The 19,667-nt window shown below is 71.7% G+C and carries 17 protein-coding genes; 13 read left to right on the top strand and 4 right to left on the bottom strand.

The window, feature by feature from the left end:
• Positions 1–12: 12 nt before the first annotated feature.
• The 6 genes from OU416_RS20280 to OU416_RS20305 all read left to right on the top strand — a co-directional run bounded on the left by OU416_RS20280 (position 13) and on the right by OU416_RS20305 (position 6,370).
• On the top strand, positions 13–1,374 hold the full coding sequence (locus OU416_RS20280; protein WP_270928574.1) for an MDR family MFS transporter: 1,362 nt from the start codon (positions 13–15) through the stop codon (positions 1,372–1,374).
• 99 nt (positions 1,375–1,473) lie between these two features.
• The gene (locus tag OU416_RS20285; protein WP_270928575.1) at positions 1,474–2,301 is read left to right on the top strand and encodes a siderophore-interacting protein; all 828 of its coding nucleotides are present in this window, start codon (positions 1,474–1,476) and stop codon (positions 2,299–2,301) included.
• 91 nt (positions 2,302–2,392) lie between these two features.
• Positions 2,393–3,700, top strand: coding sequence for a lysine N(6)-hydroxylase/L-ornithine N(5)-oxygenase family protein (locus OU416_RS20290; protein WP_270928576.1), 1,308 nt, complete (start codon positions 2,393–2,395; stop codon positions 3,698–3,700).
• A gap of 65 nt (positions 3,701–3,765) precedes the next feature.
• Entirely contained in the window at positions 3,766–4,851 is a 1,086-nt protein-coding gene (locus OU416_RS20295) for an LLM class flavin-dependent oxidoreductase (protein ID WP_270928577.1), read from the top strand.
• 191 nt (positions 4,852–5,042) lie between these two features.
• Positions 5,043–5,438 (top strand): DUF3817 domain-containing protein, encoded by a 396-nt coding sequence (locus OU416_RS20300; protein ID WP_270928578.1) that lies wholly within the window; start codon positions 5,043–5,045, stop codon positions 5,436–5,438.
• On the top strand, positions 5,435–6,370 hold the full coding sequence (locus OU416_RS20305; protein ID WP_270928579.1) for a heme o synthase: 936 nt from the start codon (positions 5,435–5,437) through the stop codon (positions 6,368–6,370). Before OU416_RS20300 ends, OU416_RS20305 begins: the two co-directional genes overlap by 4 nt.
• Positions 6,371–6,459: 89 nt before the next feature.
• Here OU416_RS20305 and OU416_RS20310 read toward each other — a convergent pair whose 3' ends face one another.
• The 4 genes from OU416_RS20310 to OU416_RS20325 are packed head-to-tail and all read right to left on the bottom strand — an operon-like array spanning position 6,460 to position 8,421.
• Positions 6,460–6,807, bottom strand: coding sequence for a type II toxin-antitoxin system PemK/MazF family toxin (locus OU416_RS20310; protein ID WP_270928580.1), 348 nt, complete (start codon positions 6,805–6,807; stop codon positions 6,460–6,462).
• Positions 6,794–7,024 (bottom strand): ribbon-helix-helix domain-containing protein, encoded by a 231-nt coding sequence (locus OU416_RS20315; RefSeq protein ID WP_270928581.1) that lies wholly within the window; start codon positions 7,022–7,024, stop codon positions 6,794–6,796. Before OU416_RS20315 ends, OU416_RS20310 begins: the two co-directional genes overlap by 14 nt.
• Before the next feature lie 51 nt (positions 7,025–7,075).
• Positions 7,076–7,690 carry a maleylpyruvate isomerase N-terminal domain-containing protein gene (locus tag OU416_RS20320; RefSeq protein WP_270928582.1) on the bottom strand — a complete coding sequence of 205 codons (615 nt, stop codon included), beginning with the start codon at positions 7,688–7,690 and terminating at the stop codon, positions 7,076–7,078.
• On the bottom strand, positions 7,687–8,421 hold the full coding sequence (locus tag OU416_RS20325) for a PIG-L deacetylase family protein (protein ID WP_270928583.1): 735 nt from the start codon (positions 8,419–8,421) through the stop codon (positions 7,687–7,689). The genes OU416_RS20320 and OU416_RS20325 overlap by 4 nt, the downstream gene beginning before the upstream one ends.
• Before the next feature lie 283 nt (positions 8,422–8,704).
• Here OU416_RS20325 and OU416_RS20330 point away from each other — a divergent pair, with 283 nt between their 5' ends.
• The 7 genes from OU416_RS20330 (at position 8,705) to OU416_RS20360 (ending at position 19,629) form a co-directional block, all read left to right on the top strand.
• Positions 8,705–9,256 carry a snapalysin family zinc-dependent metalloprotease gene (locus OU416_RS20330; RefSeq protein ID WP_270928584.1) on the top strand — a complete coding sequence of 184 codons (552 nt, stop codon included), beginning with the start codon at positions 8,705–8,707 and terminating at the stop codon, positions 9,254–9,256.
• Positions 9,257–9,534: 278 nt separating this feature from the next.
• Complete coding sequence (gene grpE / locus OU416_RS20335; protein WP_270928585.1) at positions 9,535–10,236, top strand: nucleotide exchange factor GrpE; 702 nt, start codon at positions 9,535–9,537, stop codon at positions 10,234–10,236.
• Entirely contained in the window at positions 10,229–11,875 is a 1,647-nt protein-coding gene (locus OU416_RS20340; protein WP_270928586.1) for an Hsp70 family protein, read from the top strand. Before grpE ends, OU416_RS20340 begins: the two co-directional genes overlap by 8 nt.
• A gap of 152 nt (positions 11,876–12,027) precedes the next feature.
• Positions 12,028–14,355, top strand: a complete 2,328-nt coding sequence (locus OU416_RS20345; protein ID WP_270928587.1) for a hypothetical protein — start codon at positions 12,028–12,030, stop codon at positions 14,353–14,355.
• Positions 14,356–14,483: 128 nt separating this feature from the next.
• Positions 14,484–15,671 carry a TRAFAC clade GTPase domain-containing protein gene (locus OU416_RS20350; RefSeq protein ID WP_270928588.1) on the top strand — a complete coding sequence of 396 codons (1,188 nt, stop codon included), beginning with the start codon at positions 14,484–14,486 and terminating at the stop codon, positions 15,669–15,671.
• Positions 15,668–18,064 (top strand): GTPase-associated protein 1-related protein, encoded by a 2,397-nt coding sequence (locus OU416_RS20355; protein WP_270928589.1) that lies wholly within the window; start codon positions 15,668–15,670, stop codon positions 18,062–18,064. The genes OU416_RS20350 and OU416_RS20355 overlap by 4 nt, the downstream gene beginning before the upstream one ends.
• A 2-nt stretch (positions 18,065–18,066) precedes the next feature.
• Positions 18,067–19,629: a TRAFAC clade GTPase domain-containing protein gene (locus OU416_RS20360; RefSeq protein ID WP_270928590.1), complete on the top strand. Its 1,563-nt coding sequence runs from the start codon at positions 18,067–18,069 to the stop codon at positions 19,627–19,629.
• The last annotated feature ends 38 nt before the right edge of the window (positions 19,630–19,667 follow it).

Genomic DNA, 19,667 nt, shown 5'->3' on the forward strand with positions numbered 1-19,667 from the left:
ATGCTCCGCCAGGTGAGTCCTCAGGTAGCGGTCTGTGTCTGCTACGTCGCGGCGATGTTCATGAACGGCATGGACGCGACCATCGTCAACGTGGCGCTGCCCGCCATCGCCGCGGAGTTCGCGGTGCCCGCGAGCGCGACCTCGGCGATCAACGTCGGGTACCTGGTCAGCCTCGCGGTGTGCATCCCGGTGTCCGGCTGGCTCGGCGACCGGTTCGGCACCAAACGCGTGTTCCTGGGCGCTTTCGGGATGTTCGTGCTGGCCTCGGCGCTGTGCGGGCTGGCGGCCGATCTGCCGCAGCTGATCCTCGCGCGGGTGCTGCAAGGCGCGGGCGGCGGCGTGATGAGCCCGGTCGCGCTGACGATGCTCTTCCGCGCCTATCCGCCCGAACAGCGGATCCGATTGTCCCGCGTGCTGCTGCTGCCGACCGCGGTGGCGCCGGCGCTCGGGCCCGTGCTGGGCGGGTTCTTCGTCGAGAACTTCACCTGGCGGTGGGGTTTCTACGTCAACCTGCCCGTCGGCGGGCTGGCGCTGCTGTTCGGCGCGCTGCTGCTGGTCGAGCACGTCGAGGCCCGGGAGAAGCGCTTCGACGTGCTCGGTTTCGCGCTGGCCGCACCGGGTCTCGGGCTGGTGATGTACGCGCTGGAATCGGTGGCGCCCGCCGGACCGGGCTCACCGCACTTCTGGGCCGCCGGGCTGACCGGGCTGATCTGCCTGGGACTGCTGGTCAGGAACCAGCTCAGGGCCCGCGAACCGATGCTGGACCTGCGGTTGTTCGGCGATGCGTCGTTCCGCCGCGCGAGCCTGATCCTGTTCGCCTGCGTGGCCGGATTCCTCGGCACGCTCTACGGGTTCACGCTGATGTTCCAGCAGGGGCTGGGCGCATCGGCGTGGGAGACCGGGCTGGTGACGCTGCCGAAGGCGATCGGGCTGATGATCGCCTCCCAGCTCGTCGGCTGGGCGCACCGCAGATTCGGGCCGCGCCGGGTGATCGCGACCGCGATGCTCGGCGCCGCCGTCTCCTTCGCGATGCTCAACGCGGTCAGCGCCGGGGACCTGTGGTTCGCCGCGTTCGTGCAGCTGCTGACGGGCTTCTTCGTGGGTGCGGCATCCGCGGAGCTGCAGGTCATCGCCTTCAGCACGATCGGCAAGTCCGCCACCGGCGGGGCGTCGACGCTGTTCAACGTGCAGCGGCAGGTCGGCTCGGCGCTCGGCGTCGCGCTCACCGCGTGCGTGCTGGCCGCTGCACCGGGCCTGGGCGGATACCAGCTGGCGATGCTGGTTTCGGCCGGATTCGCGCTGATCGGGATGTTCCTCGCCTTGCGCATCAAGGAGATCGAGCCCGCCCGACAACCAGTCGCCGCGGCTCGCTGAGAGATCTGAGCCACCGCGGGGCAGACAACGCGCTTGCTCTATGGTTAGGCTTGCCTTAACTGACATGATCGTTGGTGGACAGGAAGGAACGCATGGCCGATGGGTACCGCGGACCGACTCCGGCACAGCCGGCCCCCAGCACGCGATCTCCAGGTGCTGCGCACCGCTGAGCTGAGCCCGTCGATGCGGCGGATCACCCTGGGCGGCGAGGAGCTCGAAGGCTTCCTGGACCAGCACACCGGCCCGAACATCAAGGTGTTCGTGCCGCAGCAGGGCCAGCAGCGACCGGTGCTGCCGGAGCTGGACGACGAGACCGGCCGCTACCGCTGGCCCGAGCTGCACGAGCGCCCGACCATGCGCACCTACACCGTCCGCCGCTACGACGAGGCCCGCGGCGAGCTCGACGTGGACTTCGTGATGCACGGAGCCCACGGGGTGGCCTCCAACTGGGCGCGCAACGCCCGGCCCGGCGACCACCTCGGCGTGATGGGCCCCGGCGGCAAGATCTGCCGGGCCGCCGACTACTACCTGCTGGTCGGCGACGAGACCGCGCTGCCGGCGATCTCCAGCATCGTCGAGGGCCTGCCGCCCACCGCGCGCGGCCAGGTGCTCGTCGAGATCGGCGAGGCCGCCGAGCAGCAGCACGTCCAGTGCCCGCCGGACCTGCGCTGGACCTGGCTGCACCGCGAGGGCGTCGCGGCCGGCCGCTCGCAGCTGCTGGTCGACGCCGTCCAGCAGCTCGACGTGCCCGCCGACGTCGACGTCTCGGCCTGGGTGGCCGGGGAATCCGGCATCGTCCGCGGCATCCGCCGCCACCTGCGCAACGACCGCGGCATGGACGCGAAGTCCGTGCTCGCCATCGGTTACTGGAAGTACGGCCTGGCCGAAACCGAGTACCACGACAAGCACAACCACGACCGGGACTGACGGAAGTGGACGGGACCGGCGCGAACCCAGCGGTTTGCGCCGGCGTATCCGCGTGCCCGGAAACGGGGCACCAGCGAGGCGAGGGGACAACGTGTCTGCGAGCGAGGAAGTCCACGACGTCCTGGGGATCGGTTTCGGGCCGTCCAACCTGGCGCTGGCCATCGCGCTGGAGGAGCACAACCGGACCGCGCCGGGGGCCGACCGGCTCTCCGGGCTGTTCTTCGAGCGCAAACCCGCCTTCGGCTGGCACCGCGGGATGCTGATCGAGGGCACCACCATGCAGGTGTCCTTCCTCAAGGACCTGGTCACCATGCGCAACCCGGCCAGCGACTTCTCCTTCCTGAGCTACCTGCACGCCAAGCAGCGGCTGGCCGACTTCATCAACCACAAGACGATGTTCCCGACCCGCGTCGAGTACCACGACTACCTGGAGTGGGCGGCCGAGCGGGTGTCCGGACTGGTGCGCTACGACACCGAGGTCGTCGAGCTGCAGCGGGCCGGTGAGCACTTCGAGGTCGTCGTCCGCCACGGCGGGCGGCTGGAGGTGCACCGGGCGCGCAACGTCGTGCTCGCGGTCGGGCTGGAGGCGAGCCTGCCCGCCGGGGCCGAGCTCGGCGAGCGGGTGTGGCACAACCTCGACCTGCTGCACCGCGTCGGCGAGCTGACCGAGGCGCCGCGCCGCTGCGTGGTCGTCGGGGCCGGGCAGAGCGCCGCCGAGGTCACCGAGTACCTGCACCGCACGTTCCCGGCCGCCGAGGTGTGCGCGGTGTTCAGCCGGTACGGCTACAGCCCGGCCGACGACAGCCCGTTCGCCAACCGGATCTTCGACCCGAAGGCGGTCGACGACTTCCACGACGCCTCGCCCGAGGTCCGCCGCGAACTGCTGGACTACCACCGCAACACCAACTACTCGGTGGTCGACCTCGACCTCATCGAGGAGCTCTACGCCCGCGCCTACCAGGAGAAGGTGCGCGGCGAGCAGCGGCTGCGGATCCTCAACGCCTCCCGGGTCCGCGACGTCGCGACCCGCGACGGCGGCATGGCGGTGACCGTCGAGTTCCTGCCGTCGGGCGAGCGCGCGGAGCTGGCCGCCGACCTGCTGGTGTACGCCACCGGATGCCGTCCCCGCGACCCGTTCCCGCTGCTCGGGGACACCGCGCAGGACTGCGAGCGCGACGAGCAGGGCCGCCTGCAGGTGGAGCGCGACTACCGCATGCGCACCAGCGCGGAGCTGCCGGGCGGGATCTACCTGCAGGGCGGCACCGAGCACACCCACGGCCTGACCTCGTCGCTGCTGTCCAACGGCGCGGTCCGCGCGGGCGAGATCCGCGACTCGATCCTCACCCGCCGCAGCCGCGCGCGGGCGGCCGAACCCGACCGGGCGGTCAGCTTCGCCTGATCCCGGCTTGTAATCACGGGCACAGGCGGGAACAACGCCGCGGGCGCGGTGGTTGCAAGCGTTCGATGGACACCAATGCGACTCCGGAGCGCGCCGAGGCCGGCAGCGCGACCGCCGATCAGATCAAGGGCGTTGCGCGCGGGGACTCGCCGGTACCGCTGTCGGTGCTCGACCTGTCCACCGTCGGCGTGCAGCACACCGCGTCCGACGCGCTGAGCACCACCACCGAGCTGGCCCGCAGCGCCGAGGCCTGGGGCTACCAGCGGATGTGGCTGGCCGAGCACCACGGCATGCCCGGCATCGCCAGCTCCGCTCCCGCGGTGGTGATCGCGCACCTCGCCGCCCACACCAGCACGCTGCGGCTGGGTTCCGGCGGCGTGATGCTGCCCAACCACGCGCCGCTGGTCGTCGCCGAGCAGTTCGGCACCCTGGAGGCGCTGCACCCCGGGCGCATCGACCTCGGCATCGGCCGCGCGCCCGGCACCGACCAGGCGACCGCCCGCGCCCTGCGCCGCACCACCGGCCCGCTGTCGGCCGACGACTTCCCGCAGCAGCTCGGCGAGCTGATGGCCTTCCTCGGCGACGACTTCCCGATCGACCACCCGTACGCGGCGATCCAGTCCGTGCCCAACGGGCAGGTGCCGCCGATCTGGCTGCTCGGCTCCAGCGGCTTCAGCGCGCAGCTGGCCGGAGCGCTGGGCCTGCCGTTCGCCTTCGCGCACCACTTCAGCGCGCAGAACACCCTGCCCGCCCTCGACCTGTACCGGCAGTCCTTCAAGCCCTCCGCGGTGCTGGACGAGCCCTACGCGCTGATCGGCGTGCAGGCGGTCGCCGCCGACACCGACGAGGAAGCGCTCGACATCGTGCGCCCGGTCGCGCTGAGCATGCTCCGGCTGCGCCGCGGCATGCCCGGCAAGCAGCCCACCCGCCAGGAGGCGCGCGAGCACCCGTACACGGAGCTGGAGCAGAGCTTCGTCGACAGCTGGCTGGACGACGCGGTCTACGGCTCGCCGGAGACCGTCCGCGCGGGCCTGGACGAGCTGCGCGAGCGCACCGGCGTCCAGGAGCTCATGCTGACGGCCAACATCCCGGACCGCGACACCAAGCTGCACTCCTTCGAACTGGTCGCCAAGTCCTACCGGATGATCTGAGAAGCCGACCCGGTGAAGGGCACCTTTTAGCAACTTACTTGCTTAAAGGTGCCCTTCACCGTGCGAACCAGGGCCGCGCATGGTGGGCGGGGCCACTCTTGGCCGAGGTCCGGCGCGGGTGTCGGTTTCGCGTGGCGTACGGTCTATTGACACCGGTGTTTCTAGGCACGAGGCGGGATTGAGGGATTGGCGTGAAGCCTGGTGTGCTGATCTTCTACCGGATCATGGCGTACGTCACCGCGGTGCTGTTGATCCTCCTGTGCGCCGCGATGGTGCTCAAGTACGGCCACTTCGCCGGGTTGTGGGACGAGGGCAGCTCGACCCAGCAGCTCGGCACCGACTGGACCTTCCGGATCGGTGTCGCGCACGGCTGGCTGTACATGGTCTACCTGCTCGTCGCCGTGGTCGCCACGACCCAGCTGCGCGTTGCGATCGGCCGCATGCTGCTGGTGCTGCTCGCGGGCACCATCCCGTTCGGCGCCTTCTTCGCCGAGCGCAAGGTGACGCAGTGGCACGAGCTGCGGTTGGCGGGCAAGCCGCTGACCGAGTCGCACACCCGGAGCGCGGAGGAAACGCCGGCCTCATGACAGCAACCCACGAGTCCGCACCCGCCGAAGCCGCGCCGTCCACCGGGCGCAGCCGCGGCGTCATCGCCGCGTACTTCGCGCTGACCAAGCCGCGCGTCATCGAGCTGCTGCTGGTCACCACGATCCCGGCGATGTTCCTCGCGCAGCGCGGTGTTCCGTCGCTGTGGCTGGTGGCCGTGACGCTGATCGGCGGCGCCATGTCGGCGGGCAGCGCCAACGCGCTCAACTGCGTCGCGGACTCCGACATCGACGCGGTGATGCACCGGACCAAGAAGCGCCCGCTGGTGCGCTACGAGGTGCCGCGCCGCAACGCGCTGATCTTCGGCATCGTGCTCGGCATCGCCTCCTTCGGCGTGCTCTGGGCCGGGGCGAACCTGCTGGCCGCGGTGCTGGCCACCAGCGCGATCCTGTTCTACGTCTTCGTCTACACGCTGGTGCTCAAGCGCCGGACCTCGCAGAACATCGTGTGGGGCGGCGCCGCGGGCTGCATGCCGGTGGTGGTCGGCTGGGCCGCGGTCACCGGCACCGTGGAGTGGCCGGCGCTGGTGATGTTCGGCGTGGTGTTCCTGTGGACGCCCCCGCACTTCTGGTCGCTGGCCATGAAGTACAAGGACGACTACGCGCGCGCCGGAGTGCCGATGCTGCCGGTGGTGGCCACCACCCGCCAGGTGTCGGCGCGGATCCTGGCCTACAGCTGGGCGACGGTGGCCTGCACGCTGCTGCTGGTGCCGGTGACCAGCTGGGTCTACGTGGCCTTCGCGGTGCTCGCCGGGGCGGCGTTCCTGATAGTCGCGCAGCGGCTGCACACCGCGGTGCGCAACGGTGCCGCGGTCAACCCGATGAAGCTGTTCCACCTCTCCAACTCGTACCTGGCACTGCTGTTCGTGGCCATCGCGGTGGACGCCGCGATCGGCCTCCCGGTGCTGGGCTGAGCCCCACCACGGCGGATCGACGGGCCGCTCACCTCGCTCGAGGTGAGCGGCCCGTTCGCTTTGCGCGGTGCTGACCTGCGTCGTGCTGGTCAGAGGTGGAGGTGGAGCCGGAGGGCGTTGTCGAGGGCCGCGAGGGCGTTCCGGGGGAGGGTGCCGATCCGGTTGCCGATCCGGTTCACCGCTACCGCTCTGACCTGTTCGGCCTGGGCCTTGGAGTCGTTGGGCAATCCGCAGTCGGCCGCCCGGAGGAGCACCTGGAACGGGTGGACGCGGTCGATGTTCGTGGTCACCGGGACCACGGTGATCACTCCGCGCTTCGCGCGCTGGGCGCTGCGGTTCGCCGCGTCGTTGCTCACCACCACCGCGGGGCGGGTCTTGTTCGCCTCGGACCCGCGGATCGGCTCGAAGTCGACCCAGTAGAGGTCACCTCGGCGCATCGGCCACGCCGTCCGCCGTCGTCACGTCCCACAGCCGCGCGTCGTCGCTGCCGTCCCACTCGTCCCAAGCGCTCTCGTACGCCTCTTCCAGCTCGGCGGTGCGCAGCATGTTGATCGCCTGGTGGATCACCGCAGACCGGGAGCGCGCCCCGGTCTGCTCGGCGTAGGAGTCGACGAAGGTGACGTCCTCGTCGCTCAAGCTCACACTCACCTTCATACCGCGATGCTACCGGCGTTACTACCCGATGTCATACCTGTGCGGGGCGGCTCAGTGCAGGACCGGGAAGACCTGCGGGGTGCTGCGGCCGGTGGCGGCGTCGACGAGCGCGACCGGGTCGGCCGTCTCCGCCAGCAGCCGCACCGTCTCGCGCAGCGGGGAACCGGCCATCGGACCGGGCACCGGCAGGTCGAGCGCGGTCGCGATGTCGAAGTAGTGCACGACGGCCTCCATGAGGAAGATCCGCAGCGCCTCCCCGGCGGTCACCACCGCGAAGCCCGTGTAGTCGACCTTGCGGTCCAGGTCCGTCTCGCGCAGCGCGGCGATCACCGCCGGTGCGCGGTCGGTGAACTGCTCGACCAGCTCACCCGCTCCGGCCCGCTGGATCGCCGTGGTGCGCACCTCCTCGCAGGTCTGGTCGGCGATGCCGCCCGGCTGCTGCATGAAGGCGAGCAGCTCGGCGGCGTCGGCGTGGCTCACCGGCGCGGTCGGCTCCGGGGCCGCGAGCCCGGCCGCGGTGCCCGCGGGGAAGTCGCAGTGGTGGGCGTAGACGTCCCGGACGGTCCAGTCGGGCAGCCGGGTCGGCCGCTGCCACTGGTCACCGGCCAGCACCCGGCCGAGGGCGGCCCACGCCTGCCAGGCCTGGTCCAGCGCGTCGACGATCATCCCGCTCCGATCAGTTCGAAGGTCACGCACGGTCGGCCGCCGAAGCGGTCCGCGTGCTGCTGGGCCGATTCCACCACGATGCGGCGGGCGTGCTCCTCGAACGGTTCGTCGCTGAGGGCCTCCAGGTAGGTCTGGTGCGCGGCCAGCGAGGCCACCCCGTGCTCCAGGACGTCGGTGATGTCCACCGCGTGCGTCGGGTGCGGTGAGGCCGCGACGGCGACCCAGCGGACGCCCTGCCACGGTTCGTAGCCCTGCTCGACGAGCTCCGGGAAGATCCAGCGGTTGCCGGCGTCGGCGACCGCGTCCAGCGCGGCCCGGCCGACCGCGCGGTGGTCCGCGCTGTTCCAGCTGCCCGGCCCCCAGGAGTCGTGGTGGTTGAGCGTGATCACCAGGCCGGGCCGGTGCTCCCGGATCGCGCGGCAGAGGTCCCGGCGCAGCTCCGGGCCGTACTCGACGACACCGTCCCGGTGGTCCAGGAACTCCACCGAGTGCACGCCGACCTTGGCGGCGCTCGCGTGCTGCTCCAGCTCGCGCAGCGGTGCGGCCTCCGCCGGTGCCACGCCGTCGATGCCCGCCTCCCCGCGGGTCACCAGCAGGTAGGCGACGTCGCGGCCGGAGGCGGTCCAGGCGGCGACCGCGCCGGAGCAGCCGTACTCCAGGTCGTCGGGGTGCGCGACGATGGCCAGCGCCTGCTGCCAGTCCGTCGGCACGGGTTCGAGCTCGTCGGTCATCCGGTTGCCTCCTTCGGTCGGTTCGAGTGTCGCGCAGCGGGAGCGGTTCGCGCGGCTGCTGCCACCGGTTTTCCGGCGCGGTTGGGAAATGCGGTCCGCACCAGCGGAAACCGGTCCGCACGACATGCCGCTGGTGTGTCGGAATTGCTTTCCCCACCTTTTCCCCGGTGGCTATCCGGCAAATTCGCGCAGTGGCATTTCTACGCCACCGCGGCCTCGGCGATGACCGGCCGCAATACGTTCTGGTGCACCGTGATCCGGACGGCTAAGGAGGTCGGTGCAGATGAACCTGCCCAGAACGCTGCGGCCCGTTGTCGGTCTGCTCATCGCATTCCTGCTCGCGCTGGGCGTTCCGGTGGTGGCCTCGGCCGCCCCGGAGGCGAACGTGCGGGTGGTCACCTACGACGCGAGCCAGGCCGCCGAGTTCCAGGACGTGGTGGCCGCGGGCGCGGAGGTGTGGAACAACCACGTGCAGAACGTGCGCTTCGAACCGGCCACCGGCGGTGCCGCCGACGTCGTGGTGCTCGCTGACAACGGCTGGCCGCGCGCCGAGGTCATCGGCCTCGGCAAGGGCCGGGTCTGGATGGGCCGCCAGGCGGTCAACGAGGGGCACGACACGCTGCGCATCGCGGCCCACGAGCTCGGCCACATCCTGGGCCTGCCGGACAACCGCACCGGGGTGTGCGAGGACCTGATGTCGGGCGCCAGCGCCGGGCCGACCTGCAAGAACCCGAACCCGAACGCCGAGGAGATCGCCGAGGTCGAGCGCAACTTCGCGCAGGGCGTGATCCTGGAGCGGCGGGTCTACACCGAAGACGTGCTCGCCCTGCGGTGAGCACGCGGGCTGCGGCGGTCATCGCCCCGATCGCCGCAGCCCACTCGCTTTCGCAGGTCAGGACCCGTGAGCGTTTCGGGGTGCTATGGCGCCCCAAAGCGCTCACGGGTTTTTTCTGAACGTGCGGCTGCGGAACCGTTCGCGCCGCCGCGCCGTCGAACTCGCCGAAATCCCACTCCGGTCCGGGTGGGACGGGGCTAGGCTTGGTGATCATCATCCGGTCACCGAACCGGCCGGTCACCCGTGCGACGACGGTGAGCAGCGAGGCGGGCGAAGCGATGCGCGACGAGCCAGAGCAGGACGATCAGCGCGAGGGGGCTGCGGTCCTCGCGCCTGCCGACGCGCCGGAAACCGCGGTGCCGGACACCGCGGAATCCGAAACCGCGGTGCCGGAAACCGCTGATCCGGAAGCGCCGGACGAGCCCGCCGAGGAGTTACCCGAGGCCGATCCGGTCGCCGAGCTGACCGGGGCGGTTTCCGCGCTCGCCGAGCAGATCCGCGAGCACCACGACCGGGCCGCCGCGCGGGAGCGCGTCATCGACAAGCTGCACGCCGAGGTGGAGCGGTTGCGCGCCGGGGAGCAGAACCTGCTGCTGCGCCCGATCACCACCGACCTGCAGAACCTCCGCAAGGACCTGCTGCACCAGGCCCGCGCCCTGCCGCCCGAACCGACCCGGGAGCAGGTCGCCGACCTGCTGGAGTCCTTCGCGTTGAGCGCGGAGCAGGCGCTGGAGCGCTGCGGCAGCGCTCCGATCCGGCCCGAGATCGGCGCCGAGTTCTCCGCCCGCGAGCACCGGGCCGTCAAGATCCTGCCCGCCGAGGAACCCGACCAGCACGAGCGGATCGCGCTGGTGGTCTCCGACGGCTACCTCGACACCACGACCGACCGCGTGTCCGTCCCCGCGCGCGTGCACGTGTACCGCTGGAGCGCGACCACCGGGGACAGCCCGCGAGCTGAGGGGATGAACGCTGATGTCTGACGGCGATCTGCAGGTGTTCGGCATCGACCTGGGCACCACCTATTCGGCCATCGCCTACGTCGACGAGACGGGCAGGCCCTCGGTGTGCCGCAACACCGACAGCAGCGAGACGACGCCGTCGGTGGTGTTCTTCGAGAACGAGTCCAACGTGGTGGTCGGCTCGGTGGCGAAGAACTCCGCGATCATCGACCCGGACCGGGTGGTGTCGCTGATCAAGCGGCAGATGGGCGGCGACGCCGAGTTCGAGTTCGACGGCAGCACCTACACCCCGGAGTCCATCTCGGCGCTGATCCTCAAGCAGCTCGCGCAGGACGCCGCCGCGCACACCGGTGGCGAGGTGACGCGCGCGGTGATCACCGTGCCCGCCTACTTCGGCATGCAGGAGCGCAGCGCCACCAAGCAGGCGGGCACCATCGCCGGGCTCGACGTGATCGGCATCGTGCCCGAGCCGGTGGCCGCCGCGCTGCACTACGAGGCGACCACCGGGGCCGAGGACAAGACGATCCTGGTCTACGACCTGGGCGGCGGCACCTTCGACACCACGGTGATCCGGGTGTCCACCGACGAGATCGTGGTGGTGTGCACCGACGGCGACGACCACCTCGGCGGTGCGGACTGGGACCTGCGGCTGCGCAACCACCTGCTGGCGAAGTTCCAGGAGCAGGCGCCCGAGGGCACCGAGGTGGAGGACGACGAGGAGTTCCTGCAGTCGCTGGCCACCACCGCCGAGGACACCAAGAAGCAGCTGTCCAAGGCGGAATCCCGCGCGGTCGCGCTGCGCGGCGCCGGGGTCAGCGCGCGGGTGGAGGTGACCCGCGCGCAGTTCGAGACCGAGACCGGGGACCTGCTGGACAAGACGGTCGACATCGTCCGGCGCACGCTGGGCACCCTGGAGTCCAAGCAGCCCGGCGCGAAGATCGACGAGGTGCTGCTGGTCGGCGGTGCCACCAAGATGCCCGCGGTCGCCGAGCGGCTGCGCGCCGAGTTCGGCTGGGACCCGAAGCTGCACGACCCGGACCTGGCCGTGGCCAAGGGCGCCGCGCTCTACGCGCTGGGCCGCGTGGTGCACCGGGAGGCCGCCGAAGAGGGCGCCGCGGGCGTGTCCGAGGCGGTGCGCACGGTCGCGAGGCAGACCGGCATCTCCGAGCGCGCGCTGGAGAACCTGGCCGCCAAGCAGACCCGCAACGTGCTGCCCAAGGCCTTCGGCGTGAAGCTGGTCGACACCTCCGACCCGGACTGGCGCAACAAGCCCGAGCGGTTCCTGGTCCGGCACCTGGTGCACGCCAACGACTCGCTGCCCACCGAGGAGCGCAGGCTGGAGGCGTTCACCGTCGAGGAGGGCCAGACCGGCGTGAACATCGAGCTCTACGAGCAGTCCGGTGTGGTCGCCGGCCCGGACCTGTCGGAGAACAAGGAGATCAGCGAGGGCAAGGGCGTCATCGACGGACTGCCGCCGATGCCCGCCGGATCCCCGGTGGACATCCGCATGACCGTGGACGACGAGGGCCTGCTGGAGCTGACCGCCACCGAACCGTCGACCGGCAATTCGCTGGACATCAAGGTGCGGGTCAGCGTCCGCAGCGACGAAGAGGTCAGGGACGCCAAGCGAAAGATCGCAGGCATCACCGTCTCCGGCTGACGGATAGCCATGTCAACCCAAGTGCTGATCAACCGCACCTCAGGGGACCGTGACGCAAACCAGCCACAAGAAACCGCCCAACGCAAGATCAACCGCAGAACGCAACCACCACTGTGAATCGCGGAGAGGCGGAACTGCGGAGAGGCGGGACTGTGCAACCCTTCGATCCGAAGGCCTACGAGCGCGACGTGGTCCGACCGCTGCGGGGGCGCAGCGGTCGATTACCGGACGACCTGCTGACCCGGTACGCGATCGGGCCGGACTTCTCCGACGCCGACGTGGCGCAGCGGTTGTCGCAGGTGCGCTCGCACTGGAACAAGAGCGCCCAGTCCACCGCGAAGTCCAGCTTCACCACCAGCGTCTACAAGGCGTTCCTGCGCGAGGACGAGGAACTGCGCCGCGAGCACGGCGACAAGATGTCGCGGATGTCGTGGTGGCGCGCGCGGCACGACGACCGGGCGGCCGCCGGGCAGGCCCAGATCGACGAGCTCGCCCAGATGCTCAAGTCGAACTTCGGCGAACTCGGCCTCATCACGCCGGGCCAGCTGGAGGCGATGCGCGAAGCCTTCGGCCAGCTCGCACCGCCCGAGGTGGACGAGGCGCTGGCCAAGGCCAAGGTGCGGACGGCGGTCCCGCTGGACCTGCCGAAGACCTCCGGGCTGCCCGACACCCTGTTCCGCAGGCTGAAGGAACTGCTGGCCGACGCCGAGGTCACCGGACTTCCCGAGCTGCTGCACGGCAAGCTCACCGGCTTCGCGCTGCTCACCGAATTCCGCAGCACCCCGGCACGTCCCGACGGCCTGAGCGCGAAAGCCGTGCAGGCGGCCGTCGACCGGGAGAACCGGCGTTCCGGCAACCGCGCCGCGCGCGAAGCCCTCGGACTGGTCAACACCGCGGCCGGGCGCACCGACCTGCGGCTCCTGGCGCTGTACCACCTGCTCGACGACGTGCGCAGGCTCCGCGAGAACGGCGCGCCCGCCAGTGCGCTGCTGCGCGTGCTGCGCCAGTCCGGGCTGGAGGAAGGCGAAGCCCGGCAAGCCGTGGTGAGCGTGCTCAGCGAAACCGGAGCGACGAAGATCGAGGTCAGCGGCCTGGCCAAGGTCGCAGAACTGCTCGCCGCCGGGCACCTGGTGGCCGCCCAGCAAGCGCTGGCCGGCATCGCCGACGCCGAGGAGGCGGCAGCCGCGAAAGCGGCCGTCGACCGGCACGCCGAGCAGGTGCGCTCGCTGCGCGAAGCGGCGCATCGCGCGCTGGAGCGCGGAGCCGAAGGCGAAGCGCGCAGGCAGCTGACCGAAGCATCGCGGCTGGCCGCCGACGACGACGCGATAGCGGCGGAGGTGCGGCGCATCCCGGTGAGCCCGGTGGCGGAGCTGACGGCGCAGCCGGAAGGGCTCGGGGTGCGGCTGTCGTGGCGGGCGCAGCCCGACCACGGCGTGAGCACCCGGTACCGGGTGGTGCGGCGGAGCGGGCGGACGCCCGGCGACGCCGCCGACGGCGACGTGGTCGCGGAGGGGGCGGAGACCGCGGTGGTGGACACCGCCGCGGCGGCCGGGACGGCCGCGGGGTACGCGGTGTTCGCGGCGGAGCCCGACGGGGCGTGGTCGCGGCCGGCCGCGGTGCTCGTCGAGGTGCTGCCGCCGGTGCACGCGGTGCAGATCTCGGTCCGCTCGGGTGCGGTCGAGGGCAGTTGGAAGTTGCACCGCGACGCCGTCGGCGTGGACGTGGTGCGGCGGGACGACTCCGGCGAGGTCCCGGTCGCGACCAGCGGCCGGAACGCGTTTCGCGATTCCACTGTGGACACAAAGGTGGATTGCGCGTACCTGCTGACGGCGCGCTACCGGCGCGCGGACGGCACCGAGCTGCGCGCGGAGGCCGTCGCGGTGCGGCACCGCGCGCGGGTCGTGCCGACGCTGCCGCCGGTGACCTCGTTGGAGGGGCGGCACTTCGGGCGGGAGCTCGTGCTGTCCTGGGTGTGGCCCGACGGCGTGCGGATGGCCGAGGTGACCTGGGAAGGCGGGTCGCGTCGGCTGACGCGGCAGCAGTACACCGACGACGGCGGCTGCCGGATCGACGCAGGGCCGGGCGAGACGCGCGTGCGAGTCGTCTCGATCGCCACCGCCGATGACGGGGAGAACCGCTCCAACCCCGGCGAACTGGTCGTCAGCGGACCGCCCGCGCAGGTCGGCTACCAGGTGGAACGGCGCAACCGGCTGTTCGGGCCGAGCAGCGCGCGCATCCTGCTCACCAGCGATCTCCCGGTGCCGGAGTGCGAGGTGGTGGTGGTCATCGCGCCGGGACGCGTCATGCCGCAGCAGCCGGACGACGGCAACGTCGCGCACCGGGCGGTGCACCGGATCGACGACCCGGTCGAGATCACCGTGGAGCTCCCGCGGCGGAAACCGTTCTGGCTGCGCTGCTTCGTGTCAACACCCGGTATCGACTTGGTCGATCCACCCGTCACCCAGCTGAAGGTGACCTAGTGTCCCCGGCAGCGGCCCGGTGCGCCAGCCGCACCGGCAACCGACTTCCGCGATTTCAATGGAAATTTGACATCGAATTTCCATTGAAATCGCGTACCGCACAACGCAACGAGCGCAGGGAAGACTAGATGGCCAAGGTCGCGTGCCCGTACTGCTACCACCGGTTCCCGGTGGGCAACCTGCGGTTCCAGTGCACCGGTCGCCCGGCGCCGGGCCGCGAGAAGTGCCGCAAGGCCGTCGACCCGGAGCGCCAGCGGCTGACCGGCTACGCCGCCACCACCTGGCCCACCTTCACCGCACCGGGCCGCTTCGGCCGCAGCCCGCGCAAGGCCGACTGCCCGGACTGCGGCACCAGCAGCGGGATCCGCGCCTGCCCGGTCTGCCACACGCCGCTGCCCGCCAACTTCGCCGACGGCGGCAGCCCGCTGATCGGCGTGGTCGGCGGCAAGAACGCGGGCAAGACCGTCTACACCACCGTGCTGGTGCACGAGCTCCGCAACACCGTCCGCCGCCGCTTCGACGCCGACATCGCCTTCACCGGTGAGCAGGCCGGGGTCGGCACCGCGCAGTGGCTGGAGCGCTACGAGCAGGCGCTGTTCGGCGACCAGTCGCTGTTCGAGTCCACCACCAGCTCGGCCGACGGCATCCGGACGCCGCTGGTGATGCAGTGGCGGCAGCCGCGCACCCAGTTGGGCAAGCGGGTGTACAAGACCACCACGCTGTCGTTCTACGACGCGGCGGGCGAGGACATGACGACCCAGGAGTTCGTCAACAGCCAGGCCTACCTGACCGCCTCGGACGGGCTGGTGGTGCTGCTCGACCCGTTCCAGCTGCCCGGCGCGGCGGACCGGATCGCGGTGCCCGACGTGGGCCGTCGCGACACCGAACCGCCGATCAACGTGCTCAACCGCGTGACCGAGATGCTGCGCTCCAGCACCGGTCTCGGCGACGGCAAGCAGGTGCGCACGCCGATCGCGGTGGTCTTCTCCAAGATCGACGCCTTCTTCGGGATGCTCGGCGCGAACCACCCGCTGCTGCGCCCGCCGCGCACCGGCCCGGAGTACGACGAAGCAGCCGGTCAGGACGCCGACGAGCACCTGCGGGCGCTGCTGGCCGAGCTGGGGGCCGACGACATCGACGCCCACCTGCGGGCGCACTACCGGACGTTCCGCTACTTCGCGGTGTCCGCGCTCGGCGCGGAACCCGACTACGGCAGCAAGCAGATCGATCCGGCCGGTGTGCGACCGTTCCGCGTGGACGAACCACTGCTGTGGCTGCTCAGCAACTTCAAGGTCATCGAACGGAGCCGGGCATGAGCGCGCGGGAGTTCCACTCGCTGTACTACACCGACTGCGGTCCCGGTCAGGGCTTGCGCGGCGGCGCCGGGTTCCAGTTCCAGGCGGTGTCGCCGGACACCACCGACGAGATGATGACCGTCGTGCAGCGCTCGACGTTGTACGAGGCACCGGTCGGCTGGATGCGGGAGAAGCGCCCGGTCGAGGAGTACCCGCCGTCGCTGGTCCACGTGCACAACGGCGTCTACGCGACCGCTCGCGGCGTGTACCTGGGCGCGGAGACGGGCGGCGTGCGGGAGGGGAACCAGTTCACCCACGCGCTGGTCGCCACCGACGCCCAGCTCTACGGGCCGATCCGGCCTGCGCAGCTGTGGGAGGCGCCGTGGTGGGTGACCGAGCCTGCGCCGAGCACCGAATGCCCCGCCGTGCCCGCCGAACCGGAGGCCGGGCCGTTCGGCGTGGAAGCGCTGCGGGAGTGGGTGCTGGGCCAGCAGAACGGCGAATTATGGCTGCTCGCAGTGCATTCCGCGGTGGACAGGGTGCACGACGACGGCGCACCGCGCGTGGTGTTCATCAGCGAGGACCCGGCCGCGGTGATGCGCTGGATCGCCGCCGCGACGCTGCTGCTGCCGCAGGAGCGGGCGCTGCGGGTCGGGTTCCGGGTGTTCGCCACCAACCCGCAGTTCAGCGAGCAGGAGGTGCTGGCGCTGCACCCGGACTGGGCGGGCTCGCTGGCCGAACCGGAGCGGCACACCGACTTCACGGTCTTCAACCTGGTCACCGGCAAGCACCGGGAGGCCGAGGCCAGCGATTCCGCGCTGCACTGGGTTTCGCGCTTCCTGCGCGCCGATCCCTACGACGTGGTGGACGCGATCGAGCTGTCCCACCAGTTCGCCCGCGGCCGCGGCGCGGACCGCCCGAGCACCGGTGACCGGCTGGCCGCCGGCGTGCTGGCGCTGGAGGAGCCGGTGTCCGGCCAGGAATCCGCGATGGCCCTGGCCGAGTGGCTGGCCGCGCCGCCCCCGGTGTCCCCCGCGGACGTGCTGGAACCGGTGCTGGCCGCCGTGCTGGCCGCCGAACCGGGAGTGCCCGTGCTGGCGCGGCTCGCCGCGACCGACCTGGAGCAGGCCGGGAAGGTGCGGTTCGCGTTGCTGCGCGCGGAGATCGGCGAGATCGTCCGCGGTACGTCCGCCGAGAACCGGGCCCCGCTGGCGGCGCGCCGGTGGCGCTCGGACGAAGCGGAGCGGGCCGCGCGGCTGGTGGAGGGCGCGGCGGGCGCGGTGCTGCCGGAGCGGATGGACCTGCTGCTGCGCACGGCGGCCCGCTTCGACGTGCAGCCGCGGCTCGGCAACTTCGCCGAGCCGGCCGCGCGATTCGTGGACTGGTGGGCGCGGCACCCGCACGCCGAGGTCGACCCGTCGAGCTGGACGTGCGGAGCGGAGTTCGTCGACCTGCTGCGCGATGTGCTGTCGCTGCGGCTGGAGGGGCCGTGGCGCGACGAGGTCGCCGCGGCGGTCAAGGAGCGCTGGTGGCGACTGCTCGCTCCCACCATCAGCGATCCGTTCATGCCGCTGGACGCCCTGGTCGCCTCCGCCGCGGTGGCCGCAGGCGGCCCGGTGCGGCAGAAGACCGTCGAGATGTTCCGCGAGCGGCTGCGCAAGCCCGAACAACCCGGCACCGGGGAAGCGGTGTACGACGCGCTGTTCGGCGATTCCGCGCCCACGCTGGTGGAGCTGTCCGCCTTCCTCGCGGAGCTGCCCTCCACGGCGGTGTCGGACGCCTTGGCGCAGCGGGCTTTCGGCGTGCTGGGCAAGGCCAAGGTCTCCGGCCGCTACCTCGACGTGCTGCGGGTGCTCAGCCACCACCTCGGCGACCGGCAGGACCTGCGCAAGCTGTGGGAGGACGACGGCCGCCTGCGCGCCTGGCTGGCCACCCTCCGCCGGAAGGGCGCGGAAGCGGGCAGCCCCGGCGACATCGCGGAGCAGGTGCTGGCCGCGCGCGCGGGGCAGGTCGTCGAAGCGCTGCTCGCCGGCCCGCCGCCGGACTCGCCGGCACTGGTGGTCAGCAGCGGCGACCAGCTCCAGCAGACCCTGGTCCGCGAGCTGCCCGCGGTGTGGAACGACGAGAGCACCGAACCCGACCAGCGGGATCGCGCCGTGATGCTGGCGTTCGTGATCTGCTGGTCGGACGACACCACCGGCACGGTCCGCGCGGCCTTCGGGCGCGAGCTGGAAGCCTGGATGCACGCGCACAAGCAGGCCGATTTCCGGCGCATCAGCAAGCTCCTGCGCGGTGTCGGGGCCGACTACGCCTCGGGCTGGCACGAATGGCTGCGGGACACCGCCCAGCGCAAGCCGAAACCGGCGCGCACCCGTCAGGTCGCACGGCGGTTCTTCGGCAGACGGGAGCGCTGACCGTGCCGTACCTGGTCCTGGCCGCCGCGGTGCTGTTCGGCGGCATGTTCGCCCTCATGCTGATGTCGGCGGTGGTCACCGCGCTGTCGCCGCTGCTGGCGCTCGCCGGTGCCGGCACGGCCCTGGTCACCGCGGCGCTGACGCTGTTCGGCCGCGGCCCCGAGCGACCGGTCCTGGTCACCCCGGACCACGTGGTCGGCGGAACGGCGGGCATGCGCGCGCAGCACGGGCCGTTCCCGCGGGACCGGGCCTGGCCGGGTTACCTGGTCGCGCAGTGGCGCCGCGACCTGATGGCGATCCTCCGCGGCTGGGGCGGGCTGGTCGCCCGCGGCTGGCGGTGGGCGTTCGGGCGCGGACAGCTCGGCGCGCAGCGGTGGTTCCGCGTCGGGCTGATGGTCTTCTTCGGGCCGCCGGTCCTGTTCGGCGGGGCGCTGGGCGCGCTCCAGGGCCTGCTCTTCGGCGCCGTGGTGCTGCTGCTGGGCTGGATCGGCTGGGGCACCGCGATCGGGATCATGCGCGGCTACGACAACACCGTGCGAGGACTGCGCCGGGCCAGCGCCAGCTGCCCGACCTGCTACCACGTGATGGCCGTGCCCGCCTACCGGTGCGACGGCTGCCAGGCGGTCCACCACGACATCCGGCCCGGCCTGCTGGGCGCGGTCCGGCGCAGGTGCGGCTGCGGCCAGCGGCTGCCGACGACGGTGCTGCGGGCGTCCAAGCACCTGGAAGGGCGCTGCCAGCGCTGCGACCGGCCGCTGCGCGGCGGCTCCGGCGCGGTCACCGACATCCGGGTGCCGGTGTTCGGCCCGGTGTCGGCGGGCAAGACGCGGCTGGTGCACGCGGGCCTGGTGACCCTGCGGGACCTGGCGGCGGCCGAGGGCGTCCGGACGGACTTCGTCGACGACACCAGCAGGCAGGCCTTCGAGCACGGCGAACAGCTGATCAGCAGCGGCGCCGACACCACCAAGACCCCGGCCGGGCAGCTGCCGGCGGCGATCACCGTGCAGCTGGTCAAGCCCCGCGGGCAGGCGCTGCTGCACCTGTTCGACGCGGCGGGCGAGTTCTTCCTGGACCGCGAGGACAACAGCGAGCTGGAGTTCCTCGACCACGCGGGCGGGCTGGTGTTCGTGATCGACCCGTTCGCCATCGGCCGGGTGCGCGACCAGCTCGGCGGCCACCTGGAATCGCGGCTCGCCGAAGCCCACCCGGCCAGCGGCGATCCCGAGCAGGTCTACCACGTCACGGCGCGGCGGTTGCGCGACTACGGCGTGGAGACCGGCAAGCGCGCGCTGGCGATCGCGGTGGTCAAGGCCGACCTGCTGACCGACGTGCCGTGGGCGGCGGACCTGTGCGCGGGCGCGGTCCGGGAGTGGCTGGTCACCGCGGGCCTGGACAACCTGGTGCTCGCGGCGGAGCGGGACTTCGCCGAGGTCCGCTTCTTCGTGGTGTCCTCGGTCCTCGGCACCCGGCCCGGGCACCGGATGACCCCGGCCGCGCCGTTCCGGTGGCTGCTCGGCCGCGGCGGATTCCCCTTGGGCGACGAGAAGAAGGCGGAAGCGGTATGAGCAGCCAGTCCTGATCAACCGCACCTCAGGGGACCGTG

The organism is Saccharopolyspora indica, assembly GCF_027853965.1.
Lineage (GTDB): Bacteria > Actinomycetota > Actinomycetes > Mycobacteriales > Pseudonocardiaceae > Saccharopolyspora > Saccharopolyspora indica.